The organism is Lacticaseibacillus paracasei subsp. paracasei, from assembly GCF_000829035.1.
GTDB lineage: Bacteria > Bacillota > Bacilli > Lactobacillales > Lactobacillaceae > Lacticaseibacillus > Lacticaseibacillus paracasei.
Genome location: NZ_AP012541.1, coordinates 687,870 through 702,362 on the forward strand (window position 1 = coordinate 687,870; position 14,493 = coordinate 702,362).

Sequence of the window (14,493 nt, forward strand, 5' to 3'; positions counted from 1 at the left end):
ATATTCTCTTGAGCTGGGAATCGGTTCCCATATTCCCAGTTTGAATAAGTTCCAACGATAACACCAATACGTCTGGCCGTCTCACTTTTTGACCAGCCAACAGCGTTTCTTAAGCGAACCGTTCCTAGCTGCGCTTGTCAGCATGACCAGCAATGACAGCGGCTTATATGTGGGGATTGGTGCTTTACGTAATTCGGATGTGTTTACGGCGGTGCGCGTGATTGCCAGTGATCTTGCAACCAATCCGATTGAATACAGTGACAAGCGCATCAGCGTGCTCCTTAACAAAGCACCCAATGACCACATGACCGCGTGGGGGTTCAAGTTTGCCCTAGCTGCTAACATGCTGCTGAATGGTAACAGCTTTGCACGGGTTACTAAAAATCCTAGCGGACAAGTCACTGGCTTCGAGTTAGTCACCAACAGTCAAATGGTGGTTAAACAAGATGATACGACCGGCATTATCAGTTACGAATACACGCCTGACAGCGGTCGTTCACAGCGTTTAAATGCCAGTGAGGTCTTACACTTCACACAAGACGGTTACAAAGGACTATCACCACTGTATAGCCTCCGTGATGAGGTTGGGGTACAAAAGTCTGGACATGCGTTACTGAAGGGATTCTTTAACACCGGTGTCCAAGGGACAGGCATTCTTAAAGTCAACAAGATCCAGCTAGACACCAAGGCCAAAGAAAACATCCGTAATAAATTTGAAGCTGCCAACAGTGGTGATAATGCCCTCAAGACCATCATTTTAGATAATGATATGGATTACAAGCAACTCGAAGTTAATACTGACGTGCTGAATCTAGTCAATTTTAGCGATTGGACAACGAAACAGATTGCCAAAGCGTTCGGGTTACCACTGGATCGGCTGGGTATCGAAAGCGAGCACTCTAATGCCGTACAGTCGAATTTGATCTATCTGCAAAACACGTGATTCAGTATTTTACCTGCTTCACTAGTGAGATGGACGCTAAGCTTTCGACTGGCGATAATCGATTCAGTTTCAACACTGACAAGCTGTTCAGTGCAGACCCAGCCACGATGCAAGAACTAGCAGTTAAGGGGCTGCAAGGCGGTGTTCTGACCACTAATGAAGCACGAGCCAAGTTAAACCTGCCATCAATTCCCGGTGGAGATGAGATTATGGCCAGTCTGAACTACACGCCACTAAGCAACCTTGTCACTTATCAAGATAAACAGAAAGGAAGTGCGTCTAATGAATCAAGATGACGTAGAAAAACGCCTGAATCCTGACGCTGATCTAACTACCGCTGATCCTGCCACAGCAGACGACAGTCAAGACCAAGACGATCCAGACACACAGCAACAGGACGACACCACTAGCGGGTCAAAGAAACTAAGTGGTTATGCAGTAGTTTTCAATAGTCCAAGTAAGGATCTTGGTGGTTTTAAAGAAGTCGTTGATCCGCACGCATTCGACAATATGGATCTATCAGACGTCTATATGATTTCAAACCATGATTTTAGCCAAGTCTTAGCCAGTACTAAGGCTGGCACCTTGACCTTAAACGTGGATGATAAAGGCTTGCAATTTGAAGCAACTTTGCCCGATACGACCACAGCCAATGATGCTTATAACAACGTCCAAGCTGGTAATCTGTCAGCCATGAGTTTTACTTTCAATGCTGCGCCAGACGGTGACACGTTCACTAAAGACGACAGCGGACAAGTCATTCGTACCATCAAGCAAGTGAAGAGTCTGTTCGACGTCTCACTGGTGGCTATTCCAGCATATGACGATACCAACGTCCAAGTGGACAAACGCAGCTACACTGAGTGGCTAAAAACTAATACTGAACAACCAGAAAAGGGAGATAAAACCATGACCGAAAAAACAATTATCGACAACAAAGAACACACTGAGTCCCGCGCGTATGAAGATTACATCCGCAGCATGGGTGAGCAACGTGACGGTTTAACGACAACCACTGCTGGTACAGTCGTTCCTAAAGAAGTCATCGAAGATGTCTGGAATCTAAAGGAATCCGATTATGATCTGGCTAAATACGTCACTGTGAAGCAGGTCGGGACCCCGGTTGGCACCTACCCAATTGCCCTCACTAACAATGGTGTCTTAGCCACCAAGGAAGAACTCGCAGACGTGCCAGAGATCGATGCAACCCTATTCCGTGGTGTTGACTACAAGGTTGCTACCCGTGCTGGCAAGATCTATCTGTCTAATGAACTGGTAGAAGACAGTGAAGTTGATATTGTTGCCGAGGTTAAGAATCAACTCAAGAAGCTGGTACAAAACACGGACAATAGCAACATTATCAGTGTTCTGACTGGCAAGACGGGCACCAACGATAACTTCAAGCACATCACGGGTACTGGTCTCGATGACATCAAGCAAACCTTCAATGTTGAGTTAGATCCAGCACTGTCCTTGTCTGTTATCGTCAATCAGGATGCTTTCAACTACCTTGATACACTGAAAGACAGCGAGGGCCGATACTTGTTACAACCTTCAATCACTGCACCATCAGGCAAGCAACTGTTTGGGGCACCAGTGATCGTGATTGCTAACAAAGTATTGCCGACTGATAAGGCGGGCACCTATCGGATCATCATCGGGGACTTTTCCCAAGCGATTTTCTTAGCCCAAAAGAACGAAGTCAACACCCAGTTCGAACGGTTCGACAGTTATAGTCAAGGTTTGGCGGTTGTCATCCGCAACGACTATGAAGTGGTTGATCCAGACGCTGTTCGAATTGTTGACATCACACCGGTAAAGGCCTAAGCGCATAATTTAGTGGGGGTGTGCCTCAGGGTACGCCCCTATTTTTATATAGGAGATGAGCACATGACTGTCACTACTGATGACATTAAAAATAGCCTGCGTGTGCAGACTGATACTGACGATAGTTTGATCAGCAACTACCTGACAGCGGCGCAAGACTATGTTCACAATGCCGTTGACAGCACAGCGGCAATTGATGCGTTACAAGCGTACTCACAATTTGACATTGCTGTGGCCATGTTGACCGAATTCTGGTATCAGAATCGTGGAGCAGTTACCACAGCAAGTCAAGAGCCACCGTATTTAGTGGTTAGCATGATCCAGCAGTTAAGAGGGCTGTTTGCAGCAGACGTATAGTATCGATAACCAACAGGTTATGATCTAATTAAGATAGTCCTCGGCGATAAGCGGGTAGATCCGTTTTAACCGACGCACGGCATAGCTAACCGGTGGCGCATTTTATAGACCAGGTTACTTTTTGCCTCGCTGAAATCCAGGCAGTACAGTATCATCATTACACTAACCTCTTTGGTCATAAAAATAGCCAGTTTCTTGTTTAGCAGATCGTTCTGCTTGAGAAGCTGACTACGTGACTTGTCGTTTTCAATTGGCGGGCAGAGATGCCCGTTTTTTGTGTGCTGAGAGACGGATTCTGGTGCACACTGGATCACCAAACTAAAAGTGTTACCTTGAGGAACGGTTGTCGCGAACTGTGATAATCATGTAAAAAGGGGGTCGTGATTCGCGACTCCCTCCGTAGTTCAATGACTGTTTCGACAATATCTAAATAGCTAACAGAGTCCGAATTTCGGGCCTTGTTGACCAGATATCAAATTGCTACTTGCTTGAAATAGAAGCGAGAAACATTTAGTCGCTTGAGATCCTTATACTGTCAATGTATAGTAATGAGAACTACTCAAAGGCCAAAATTCTTAGCCATAACATGTTCTTTAATCCGAAATTTTGTAGAACACTGCATTTAATCCTAATTTAGCACACACATGCTTTAAATAATATATTCCTGCTTCGAATGACATTTTGTTTATATATATAGTGGCTGTTCAACTAGGCCACCATATTCTCAATGCTAGTAGTAAATTTGTACCGGAAACGATAGGTTTGCCCTTCGTTCGTGGTTAAAATTAAAATTGGTATAGCAAACACTCTCAAGAATGTCAGCGCATTGCTTAATACCATTGCCTGATCGATTTTAACGGCCAATGACTCAGCTGTTCGGGTATTGACTAAGTCCAAGCCTACTGACCCTTTGAGAAAGGCGAATCGGCGTTCAATGGCCCCGCGTCGATTCTCTGCGTCCGTATCCTGGCGGCGTTTCTTGGCATCAATGTGTTTGGGCTTTGCGCCAAGTTTAGGTCCGCACAGGGTGATGCCTAGGTCCTTACACAACTTTCGATTGTCGCGGTTGCGATAAAGCGTGTCTGCCAACACCTCATCTGGGTAATGGCCATGCAAGTCGAAGTAATGATCCAAGGTCGCTTCAAAGTCTTTACTCTCATTGAAAGCCCTGAATTCGAAACGCTCAATATCAACGATGCCCTCACTTAACGATGCGTCAATCTTGGCCCCAAACTCAACTTTGGCTTTCGCCTTACCACGCTGGATCGGTCGAATATAAGGCTGTTGGAGACTAACAATCCGGTCTGCGACATGGTGAATCTTGTGTTCAAACATATACCATTGTTGGTCAAACAAGATTCGGATGACACCCAAGCGTACTGCTTGTTTGGCGGTTAAGATTGCCCCTGCATCAATGAATTCATTGATGTAGCGCAAGTCGCGACGGACGTATTGAAGTTGCGCTTTAACTTGCTTGTGAACGGATTGCTTTTGGCTCTTTGGATGGCGTGAGAAAGCCGTCCAAACTTGTTTGGCTTCACGCTTATACATGCGTGGATTAGGGACATTCAGTTGATGCGCCATGTCAATGGCCATGTCTTCAAGATTCTTGCGGGCTTGATTGAGCAGCGAGGTATCTTGGGGATAGCGGATCTTCACCGGAATCGCTGTGGCATCCGTGATCATCACGTCAACCTTGAATGGCACCAAGGCTTCGATCTTGGCACGAAGCCAATCATTGATAATGTTTCTGACCAGTTCAGAGATATCCGCAATCCGTTTACGGAAGGTACACAAGCTGGTGTATGCGAAGGGCTTCTCTGCACGATATTCCGAGAGCCCGATGAAATACTGATAAGCCGGCGTATCTCGAATTGCGTCGACCACACCGCGATCGGTTAGTTTCATTCGATTCTGAATCAGTCCAGCGCCATAAAGCATCCGAAATGGTTTAGCCGCGCGCCCAGTACTTTTCTTGGAAAACTCCAATTGGTATGCCTCATCGAGTTCTTTCCACGGAAAAATATCGGCTAAGCGCACCCACTCATTATTTGGACTGAGCGGTGTACTCAGACCGCAACCAAAGGATTCAAAAGAGAGTTGGTGGGGACTTTGACGATAAACCATGGATAAAACCTCCGAGTGAATTTCATAAATGCATGGGAAATGTCCGAAAACCGACATTTTGTATGTATTTATTATAAGACAGTAACGTCTTAAAATCACTAGTATCAGTCACTACGCGTTTTTGAACAGCCACTATATAATTGGTTTTGATGTAGTAATTGATTTAAGTATTTTTTCAATATAAGGACTATCTACTTCTGAAAAACTAAATCCATAAAAGAACAGGCTCTTAAGATTGCTTGCCATGATCTTTTTATAGAAATATTCGTGTTTACTAATGATATCAAGAACAGGTTTCAAGGTTTCTTGGTCAATGTCTGACATATACTCTTCACTCGGAGCAGGCATATTATAACTATCGTTATCTTTATGTCCAAAAATAATAGTATCAGGAACCTGTGTTTCATTGTCAACAAATCCATGGATATGCGTAACCTGTGTATAATCTATTTCATACCATTTTTCTAATGTGTTAGTATAATTAAATGAAAGAAACATATTATTATGGCCTTTAAATCTTTCAGCTAGATTTTTATCAATCTCAGGACTAGTTTCTTCAACGTTCTCAATCCATTCTCGTAACTCTTTGGTCAACATATTTACGGATATGTATTGCTCCATTGATTGACTTGCCTCCCCAGTTTGGAAAGGATCTTCATCCCCTTCGCTATCGAATTGGATTTCTGGCTGATCCAGCACGTCTTCGTATGGCAACCCACCTAAGTCTTCTTCAAAATCAGCCCAATATTTATCGGGCCTCAATTTTCAAGTCAAGTGCAACGATGATAACGAATTCTTGATAGTGGTCTAGGCTGTTACGCCATGCATCGGTAGTAATCGCATGGGCGAAGATAGTTCAGAATACGTCTGGGACGATGGTTCAGTGCGGATTGGACTGCTTGAATTTCAACCAGGGTAATTGCTCTGAGAGACTTCCCTTTCGGGAAGAATTCCCTAAGCAGTCCATTGGCGTTCTCGTTTGTGCCACGCTCCCAAGGCGAGTACGGATGTGCGAAGTAAATCTGGGTTCCAACAATCTCTGATAACTTGGCAAACTCGGAACCATTGTCAAAAGTGATACTCTCAAATTCCTTGGCCCCGTAGTCGTCGATCGTGTCCTGCAAGGCTTTAAGGCAGGTGCCCGCATGATAGTCAGGAATCTTGACGATGATCTCAGTCCGGCTGTACCGTTCTGTGAGCGTCATTAATGCTGGCTCATCAGCTAAGCGAATACCTTTGACCAAGTCGCCTTCCCAATGTCCCACGCCTGTGCGGTCATTCACGGCCGCAGGACGCAACTCGATTGAGTCGCCGTATATCTTCTTATTCTTGCGCTTGTGGGCGTTCTTATAGCCTTTGATGCGGCGTCGGAGCTTCTTGGGAAGTGTCATGTTGTCTAGCTCAAGCAGCCCGGCGTCGATGTAGCGATAGACAGTTGTCGTTGAAGGGCAAGCCTTGCCCTGGTCGCGATAGAAGTGTACGAAGCTATCAACGCTGTGTACGCGCGGCTTACGAGTAAGCTCCCTGGCGAGAGCCTTGAAGAACGCACGGCCGGTCTTAAGAAAGGCGTAGTGACCGGTTCTATCGCGTTTACGGTCGTGCATGGCTTGGGCAGTTTCCGCAAGATAGACTTGATGCGAGTGACGCTTCGAGTCGAGCTGAGTTACAGATCCACGCGTGATTTCTCGTGAGATTGTCGCTTTACTGCGATGAAGCTTCTGTGCAATCACGGTCGCGGTGTCACCAGCAGCCTGAAGGGCCTGAATTGTAGCACGGTCGCTAAAACTGAGTTGTTGGTAATGCTTGTGGGTGTTAGTCTGAGAGTGGGTCATGAAGATTCCTGCTTTCTTGTTTAGCTAGCACTAACAAGAATAGGTCTTCATGGCCTTTATGGTCTAGTCGTCAGGGTGTTGCACTTGAATTGTAAACTGGGGCAATATTTATCGGGATCATAAGCTGAACATTCCTTAGAGGCGCTATCTAACAAGTATATCCAAATCTTCATATAGGGACCATTTAGCCCACCTTTAGGATCTTGTTGGAAATTCATGCTTTCTGGAAAAAGTTTATCCATGTCGTTATAAACCCTTCCCGGATTAATGTCCGCTCTCTCACAAACAAATTTTCGAAATTGGCAAAAACGGGTTGGTAAACAAGAATGTATATCAAATCCATTCCCTAGTACAAACAAAGTATCATCCATTTCAAATGCCCCTCTTTTTGTGCAAGTATACATCACTACTAAAAGAATCAAAAAAGCCACCTCATAATGAAGTGGCACCCCGCCCGCACTCTGTCTTGTAAAAGTGGTGCATTTTTGGTACATTTTCTATTCGCTTTGGTGATTCTCTATGGAGTTGTTAAAGTTTAAAAGGTTGATATATCAGCGTTCGAAGGCTGGTATGAACTTCAGTGAATTTCATAGAGTTAGCTTAACAGACTTGAACCGTCGATCTCCTGCATGCCATGCAGGCGCTCTCCCAACTGAGCTAAAGACCTGCCATGAAAGCTGATATAAAATGGATCCAAACGGACTTGAACCGTCGACCTCCTACATGCGAAGCAGGCGCTCTCCCAACTGAGCTATGGACCCAAAACACAAGATTCATTGTACTGAACTTCCGGTCTGCTGTAAAGAGGCATGCTTGTGAATATCAGAGAAGAAAAGCTGCCGTGACGGACTTGCACAATGAATCGAAACGCTTTATTCTGAATAGTCCCGGCGTGCGATGACGGCAGTAATGATGTTTTGCATGACACCGCCAATGATGAAAATGAGCCAAGAGTATGCCCATCCGTGGAGTAGAAAGCTGACAAGAAGATAGATGATAAGCACGGTCGGCCAATAGACTTGGTGAAAAAGTGCTATATCTTGGCGTGCTCGGGTGTTCTGATGATGCTTGTGTGGCTGTTCCCAATAATTAGCGGCATCGTCATCAGTACCATGGTACCAAGCAGTTGAGTTTGCCGCAGTTGTCGCGTAAGCATAACGTTTTAGCTGAGAATAATTGATGGAGACATAAATGATCAGGTAGCTGCCTAGGCCAGCAATTGCTAGAAATAGCGCTCCGCCAGCATTTTCACTGATAAAACCAGGAATGTAGGCAGAAATGATGGGTGGGATGAGAGAGCCGATGCAGATCATAATACCGGCAATCAACCCAGCGGCAAATTGCCGGGTGTATTCCCCGGTGGTCTTGTTGACTAGCTGTTTGGCACTGGCTGTGATCGGCCGGTCATTAAGCTGCTTTTTTTGCTGGCTGAAGACGGTGCCGCCCCAGATGAACAGACCAACTGCAAGTGCAGCAAGCAGAAACATGCCAATCCCACCGAATCCTTCCCAGCGGCCCCCGCCTGTGTAGGCAGGCAAGGCGATACTGACGGCGCAAAGCAAAACACCAAGGGCAATTTGGGTGGCAAACTGATCAGCCATGTGCCAGAAGCTGCGAAGTTCGGTTTCAGTAATCGCATCTTCATCGGCTTCTTCCTCAGCATCGGTGGGGTCCGCCTGTGTTGTTGTCGCCGTTGCTTGTGCTGGCATTCCCAGATCAGCCCGTAGCTCGTCAATTGAGCCAAATGCGCTGATGACAGCACCAATAGCGGCTTCTTCGCTTTTACCTTCGCGCAACAAATCACGGTAATAATCACGCATGTTAGCGAGCATATCGGCTTTGGCTTGTCGGGTTTTGTCATTATCAGGTAAGGAAGCAAAAAGACTATCTAGGTAGGTGGTGATGGTATCCATGGGCGATTCCTCCAAGGTTAAAGATTCGTTAGCGGCTGTTTTAAGAATGGATCGACAACGGTTTTGACACGTTCCCATTCGGCTGCTTTAACAGCAAGAAAATTACGGCCGCTTGGGGTAATGCGATAATAAGTGCGGGGCTTGCCATTGGTGACATCCCCTGGGTAATCATCGATGTAGCCATTTTTGCTAAGTCGGTTAAAGACGGCGTAAAGGGTTGTTTCTCGAATGAGGTATTGACCATCTGTGCGCTCACGAATTTCTTTGCCAATTTTATAGCCGTAGGAATCGCCTTGCTGTAAAATCGCAAGAATGAGCGCATCATTATACCCACGCATGGCGTCACTGCTAATCACAGCATGACCTCCCTCTATCGTTATGGACTGATGCAAAGCACATTTCAGAGTGCTTTACATCAGTACTGCATCTGTTGAAGTAATACTAGCACGATTACTCTATCAGGTAAAGTAAAAAACACCCTCATCTAAGATGAAGGTGTTGTCGAATAGCGGCTTATTAGTGGATGAAAACTGTGATGAAAGTCACCAGCCCGAACAGAATACCGGGCATATTTGAGATGATAATCGGCCAGTCTTTGTATGTTTTAGTCCAACCATAGAAGGTCCACAAAGTGGCATTGATCATCGCAACCAGTGGTTGAATCGGATTAACCGGATTCCCGGAGAAGTTGGCGATGATTTCGGGAATATAAGAAACATACATTAAAATACAGGTGAATGTCGCGACTTTACTCAATAACTTGAGTCGTTTCACTCGAACGGGGTCAACCCCTTCAGGATACTTTCCGGTGTCAACGCGCATTCATAACGCCTCCTTTTTGGATAAAAATAACCATAACACTAAATTAGTCTAAACCCAAGGCATGTGTCTGGGTGTGATAGAATCAAGAAGGCGACAGACCGCGGATAAGCGGCTCTAAAAATTTTCTGAAAACAAGCAGATTAAGGAGGATTACGATGGCAGAACAATCGGAGAACACCGTGACGCGAACTCAAAAGCAAGAAGGTGCGGATGCGATTATGGATAAGGGTTACGTCACTGAGCGGGATATTCCGGAAATGATGAGCAAAACATGGAGCGAACAACTTCTTGATGCTGTTAATGATGAGTTGCGCTTGCGCACGGTGACCAATCGTACCGTGTTACAGCAATTTCACTATTACATGGGTAACGGCACGATCATTTATGATCCGGGTCAGCTGAACTCTGAAGGTGCCAAGATCGCCTTACAGCACGCCTTAGGTTTCCGCAAATAAAGCTAAACTGCTTGTGATGGTTATCGGCAGTTTAGCTTTGTTTGATGGTCGTGAGTGGTATTAAGCAAACGGGCCAGTCAAAACAACCTTGCCCACTTCATGGCCACCTTCAACTAGAGCGGTCGCAGTCTTAAGGGTGTCAACCGAGATGGTGTCAAAATGCTTGGTCACTGATGCCTTGATTTGATGGTCCTGATAGAGTGAGACTAGACGGCTCAGAATAGCACCTTGAGAAGCCACATGATAATCAAAGTCGGTTTTGGCAAACATGTACTCATAATCAAAACTGGCAGCCTTATCTTTAACAACGGCCAAATCCAAACCAGTTTGTGGGCCAACAATACAGCCTATGTGGCCAAAGGCACGAATCAGTTGACTGGCTGCTGCCAAGTAAGGTTCTGGTTGATAAAGCAACGCGATACCGTCGACTGTTTGCAAGCCGGCATGTTGGACTTGGGCAATCAAATCCTGATGGTAATCCAGTGGTGTTGCAACGCCGTGATCAAGCAGCCAAGGATGATTTTTTGGACTGCTAGTTGCTAGGACGGTTAAACCGCTCCAACGAGCTAATTGACAAAGCATGGAGCCAACGCCGCCAGCACCGTTGATGACTAACAAGTGTTGTCCTTTATTAGCGTTGAATTCGGGGATAAAGCCCATTTTTTCGAAGAGTAATTCCCATGCGGTTAAACCGACAAGTGGCAGCGCAGCAAGATCGGCATCTGGGGCATCAGCTGGCGCGGCAGCGAGTAAGCGGGCATCAACTGCCTGATATTGCTGATTACTGCCGGGACGGTGTGTTGTTCCAGCATAGATGACGCGATCACCAGGCTTGAAGCCGGTGACATTGGCACCGATCTGTGTAATCGTCCCGACTGCATCATAGCCTTGAATTTGCGGTGTTTGATGCTTTCCAGCAACTTGTCGGCGTTTCGTATCAACAGGATTGACGGAGACCCCGGCAACAGCCACGATCACTTCGCCTGACTGGGGCTGCGGCATTGGCAGCGTGAACTGTTGAAGACTGTTGGGTGCCGTGATTGGCAACCCTTCTGTAAAGCCAATTGCAAGATTTTGTGTCATCGAAATCGCCCTTTCTGTAAATAAAGACCTACTGTGATTGTAACCTTTTTCCACGAATAGTTGGAAGTTCCGGTTTTTTTTTGGTAAAATGTGCAAGATATTGCAAGGAACAGTATGGTGTTGGCACAGTTGGCGGTTGATGAATCTGCAGGTTATGAACCATTGATTGTCATACTACCGGTTACCATGATGAAGACAGCGTGTGACGCGGCAGTGTTTCTAAGTCGAAGATCACATTTAAGGAGGCTGCATAGTGAAAAAACTTGGTACTAAGCGCGAATTGATCGGTGTTGTCATTGTCTTGCTGTTGGCAGCAGTAGGATTTGCGCTCTTTGCCTGGTATACGATGCGGCCAACAGATACCATTGGCACGATTGCCACGATTTCTTTTGGACTTGTTTTGTCAGCATTGATTGGCATTGTCCTGATTTTAGACACGGCAGCGACCACGCGCTGGCGCCGATTCTGGGTCGATCTACTTTTTGCGGCATTGATGTTGACCCTGATTGATTATTTCTTCTTAGATACCACGGCACCATGGCAGATGTTGGTGGCAGGAGCAGGGGTCGCTCTGGCGATTGTCGCATTGCTGGCCATTAGAAAAATCGATGAGTAAGTTGCTAAAAGAGTCAGATGAATAGGGTATAAGCCTAGTGAAAGTAAATGAAAACTCCCTGAAAATTTTCAGGGAGTTTTTTGTCGATACTTGCTGATGGTAACAACTTGTGGCAAACGCTATTTGTTATTGCGCCGCTAGTTCATGCGTTGGACAGTCACAGGCACTGTTTTTGGCAAAACTTTCGTGAGTTCCGTCATAAAGTTTTGAAGACTTGCTTGGAAAGTCAGGCGAACCATGCGCCGTTTGCTAAGAGCGAAAACGGCAACAACCCATTCCTGACCATTAGGCAAACTAACCGGCGTCAACGTGATGCTGGACATGTTCGCGTAAGGAATAACGCGCGCCAGAATACCATTCGCGATTAAGCGCGTTGGCGCCAATCCACCGGTACCAGCCATGATCGACAAAACCAAAAAGATTGAGATGAAGACAATGTAAGGCAAATTGTTGACCCGAGTGGTCATAAACCAAAAGCCTAGGAAAACTGCCCACATCAGCTGGGTGACAGCGTAACGTGAAGCAACTTGAATTTTACTTTGCCAATAAAGATAGTAACCGGCAAGCGCCATCAGGATGACGTCAAGGCCGATCAGAAAAACATTAAAATTATTCATGAGGAACTCCTTTTTGCTTCGTGTCATCTGTGGCATGCTCGGCTTCATAGAGCCCGGAAACCTGTTGATACCAACTGAAGAAGCGGGTGACCACGATCTTCAACACGGCGAATCCTGGAATGCCAAGAATAACGCCGACTAAGCCGAATAGATTACCTGCTGTTAACAACACGACGACAATGGTGATGGGATGTAATTCAAGTTTACTCCCCATCACAAGCGGTGAGATGACTTGTGTTTCGATGAGCCATTCAATGAAAAAGACGATGATGACAGCTAAAATCATTCGCGGGGAGGTTAGGGCACCCATGATGAGCGGCGGAATCATCGCCAAGGCTGAGCCAAAGTATGGGATCAAATTCAGTGGGCATGCCAATAAGCCGAAGATAAGGCCATAACGTAAACCGATCACTGAATAGCCGACCATGAACATCACTGCAACGCATAAGGCAACGGTGATTTGACCTTGGACATAAGAACCGACCTTTTCATTCATCTCATGCAACATTTGCTTGACTGACCGGCGAAGTTTAGTTGGCACGATATGAAGTACCATCGGCGTAAATTTGTCGCCGTCTTTTAACATGAAGAAAAGAATGATTGGCGCTGTTGAAATGGTGATGACGACATTACCAACAATGCCAATTAAGTTCTGCAGTTGAGAAATTGTGCCGGTTACGAAGGCACCTTGTTTACCAGTGAAGAAACTTTGCACTTCTGCTGCAATCTCATTGAGATCATGCTGTGAGAGAATATTCTGCTGGTCATTCAGATTATCCAACCATTTGCCAATTTCATCAAAGATTTGCGGCGCTGAATGGACAATACTGGTAATTTGATTGCTTACTGCCGGAATGAAACGCAACAATCCCCACGCCAACAAACCGATCAGCACAATGAATAACAGGCCAATTGCCCAGCCACGATGAAGTCCGAATTTTTCTAATCGATTAATAATCGGGACAGTAAGGTAGAAGAGAATGCCGGCAAAGATAAACGGTGGCGCGATAATCCCGAGAAAATCCAGTACTGGCTGGAAAACCCACGCAATTTTAGTGAAAACGAAAATCACGAGCAATGCCAGTAACAAGTCAACTAGCAGGATCATAAACTTGCTATTAAGAAAGCGGCGATAGAGCCACGAGTCGGTATGTTTCAAGGGGGTACCCTCCTCTACAATTGTGATACCTGTTGGATGTATAAGCTTCATGACAATAACAAACGATGAGAGCGACTAGCCAGATTTGCGGCAGGGCCTGTTTACGCTCATTAAAACGCGTTCACAGGCACAGAAACCTGCACATAAGGAACCTCCAACCTAAATGACCCAAGCCCGGCCATTTAGGTTGGAGGCCACTTATGCTCCGATTTCTAAACGTGCCTGTTCACGCTCTGTACCATTAATGATACTCGACTCATGGTCATATTTCGAGGATAGCCGTGTTAAAAGCGGATTGATTTGATGTTAAAAAAGATTACATAAAATTTACAAACAACATGGAATAATCGTTACAAATCTTTAAAAACCCTAAATAAAGGCATCAAATGTAAATTTTATGTATACAAAGGCTTTACAAAACTCAAAAATTGGGTATGATTAGAGTCACAACCAAAACGGTGAGTATATGTCGGTTTATCCGATACGGAGAGGAGTGACCCCACATGACAATCCTACGGGGCGCAAAATGGACATTAATTACTCTGACCCTCGTGGCAACCTTGCTGTTATTCAGCAACTTTGCGACAGCCGGCATTTTGTTAATCGCGCTTGATATTTTCTTGAGTTTCTTCTACGCGGTCATCAAAAGCAGATGTGATCGGCGTCAGATGCATAAGATGCCATTATTGCATAATTAATTTAAGGATGAGGTCCACAGATGCTTTTTATCTGTGGACTTTTT

General features: G+C 45.6%; 14 protein-coding genes, 2 tRNA genes and 2 pseudogenes. 6 read left to right on the forward strand and 12 right to left on the reverse strand.

Annotated elements, in window-relative coordinates:
* Positions 1 to 17: 17 nt before the first annotated feature.
* Positions 18 to 68 (reverse strand): annotated as a pseudogene (locus LBPC_RS17490) (hypothetical protein); the annotation flags it as partial.
* A 20-nt stretch (positions 69 to 88) separates the two neighbouring features.
* On the opposite strand from LBPC_RS17490, the pseudogene LBPC_RS03290 reads away from it, so the two are divergent.
* The 3 genes and pseudogenes from LBPC_RS03290 to LBPC_RS03300 all read left to right on the forward strand — a co-directional run bounded on the left by LBPC_RS03290 (position 89) and on the right by LBPC_RS03300 (position 3,127).
* Positions 89 to 1,239 (forward strand): annotated as a pseudogene (locus tag LBPC_RS03290) (phage portal protein).
* Positions 1,226 to 2,770 (forward strand): phage major capsid protein, encoded by a 1,545-nt coding sequence (locus LBPC_RS03295; protein WP_003662889.1) that lies wholly within the window; start codon positions 1,226 to 1,228, stop codon positions 2,768 to 2,770. The pseudogene LBPC_RS03290 and the gene LBPC_RS03295 overlap by 14 nt, the downstream one beginning before the upstream one ends.
* A 63-nt stretch (positions 2,771 to 2,833) precedes the next feature.
* Positions 2,834 to 3,127 carry a head-tail connector protein gene (locus tag LBPC_RS03300; RefSeq protein WP_003593566.1) on the forward strand — a complete coding sequence of 98 codons (294 nt, stop codon included), beginning with the start codon at positions 2,834 to 2,836 and terminating at the stop codon, positions 3,125 to 3,127.
* A 708-nt stretch (positions 3,128 to 3,835) separates the two neighbouring features.
* Here the strand turns inward: LBPC_RS03300 and LBPC_RS03305 are convergent.
* The 8 genes from LBPC_RS03305 to LBPC_RS03345 form a co-directional block, all read right to left on the reverse strand.
* Complete coding sequence (locus tag LBPC_RS03305) at positions 3,836 to 5,254, reverse strand: IS5 family transposase (protein WP_003662893.1); 1,419 nt, start codon at positions 5,252 to 5,254, stop codon at positions 3,836 to 3,838.
* Between the two features lie 132 nt (positions 5,255 to 5,386).
* Positions 5,387 to 6,016: an AbiH family protein gene (locus LBPC_RS03310; RefSeq protein WP_060473865.1), complete on the reverse strand. Its 630-nt coding sequence runs from the start codon at positions 6,014 to 6,016 to the stop codon at positions 5,387 to 5,389.
* 53 nt (positions 6,017 to 6,069) lie between these two features.
* Positions 6,070 to 7,086: an IS30 family transposase gene (locus LBPC_RS03315; RefSeq protein WP_003596308.1), complete on the reverse strand. Its 1,017-nt coding sequence runs from the start codon at positions 7,084 to 7,086 to the stop codon at positions 6,070 to 6,072.
* A gap of 596 nt (positions 7,087 to 7,682) precedes the next feature.
* Positions 7,683 to 7,753, reverse strand: a tRNA-Ala gene (locus tag LBPC_RS03325).
* A gap of 21 nt (positions 7,754 to 7,774) precedes the next feature.
* A tRNA-Ala gene (locus LBPC_RS03330) sits at positions 7,775 to 7,847 on the reverse strand.
* 111 nt (positions 7,848 to 7,958) lie between these two features.
* Positions 7,959 to 8,999 (reverse strand): permease prefix domain 1-containing protein, encoded by a 1,041-nt coding sequence (locus tag LBPC_RS03335; RefSeq protein ID WP_003662896.1) that lies wholly within the window; start codon positions 8,997 to 8,999, stop codon positions 7,959 to 7,961.
* Positions 9,000 to 9,016: 17 nt separating this feature from the next.
* Positions 9,017 to 9,355 carry a PadR family transcriptional regulator gene (locus tag LBPC_RS03340; RefSeq protein ID WP_003563847.1) on the reverse strand — a complete coding sequence of 113 codons (339 nt, stop codon included), beginning with the start codon at positions 9,353 to 9,355 and terminating at the stop codon, positions 9,017 to 9,019.
* A gap of 160 nt (positions 9,356 to 9,515) precedes the next feature.
* Positions 9,516 to 9,821, reverse strand: coding sequence for a SemiSWEET family transporter (locus LBPC_RS03345; RefSeq protein ID WP_003563849.1), 306 nt, complete (start codon positions 9,819 to 9,821; stop codon positions 9,516 to 9,518).
* Positions 9,822 to 9,976: 155 nt separating this feature from the next.
* Between LBPC_RS03345 and LBPC_RS03350 the strand changes: the two genes are divergently transcribed.
* Positions 9,977 to 10,276: a hypothetical protein gene (locus LBPC_RS03350; protein ID WP_003563851.1), complete on the forward strand. Its 300-nt coding sequence runs from the start codon at positions 9,977 to 9,979 to the stop codon at positions 10,274 to 10,276.
* A 60-nt stretch (positions 10,277 to 10,336) separates the two neighbouring features.
* Here the strand turns inward: LBPC_RS03350 and LBPC_RS03355 are convergent, their stop codons facing one another.
* The gene (locus LBPC_RS03355) at positions 10,337 to 11,359 is read right to left on the reverse strand and encodes an alcohol dehydrogenase catalytic domain-containing protein (protein WP_003593573.1); all 1,023 of its coding nucleotides are present in this window, start codon (positions 11,357 to 11,359) and stop codon (positions 10,337 to 10,339) included.
* Positions 11,360 to 11,612: 253 nt separating this feature from the next.
* Here LBPC_RS03355 and LBPC_RS03360 point away from each other — a divergent pair, with 253 nt between their 5' ends.
* Positions 11,613 to 11,975 (forward strand): hypothetical protein, encoded by a 363-nt coding sequence (locus LBPC_RS03360; RefSeq protein ID WP_003563857.1) that lies wholly within the window; start codon positions 11,613 to 11,615, stop codon positions 11,973 to 11,975.
* Positions 11,976 to 12,112: 137 nt separating this feature from the next.
* On the opposite strand, the gene LBPC_RS03365 is transcribed toward LBPC_RS03360, so the two are convergent.
* Both LBPC_RS03365 and LBPC_RS03370 read right to left on the reverse strand, forming a co-directional pair.
* Positions 12,113 to 12,592 carry a hypothetical protein gene (locus LBPC_RS03365; protein WP_003593574.1) on the reverse strand — a complete coding sequence of 160 codons (480 nt, stop codon included), beginning with the start codon at positions 12,590 to 12,592 and terminating at the stop codon, positions 12,113 to 12,115.
* The gene (locus LBPC_RS03370; RefSeq protein ID WP_003563871.1) at positions 12,585 to 13,751 is read right to left on the reverse strand and encodes an AI-2E family transporter; all 1,167 of its coding nucleotides are present in this window, start codon (positions 13,749 to 13,751) and stop codon (positions 12,585 to 12,587) included. The genes LBPC_RS03365 and LBPC_RS03370 overlap by 8 nt, the downstream gene beginning before the upstream one ends.
* 503 nt (positions 13,752 to 14,254) lie before the next feature.
* Between LBPC_RS03370 and LBPC_RS03375 the strand changes: the two genes are divergently transcribed.
* A complete protein-coding gene (locus LBPC_RS03375) occupies positions 14,255 to 14,449 on the forward strand; it encodes a hypothetical protein (RefSeq protein ID WP_003563872.1) in 195 nt (64 codons plus the stop codon).
* Positions 14,450 to 14,493 lie beyond the last annotated feature (44 nt).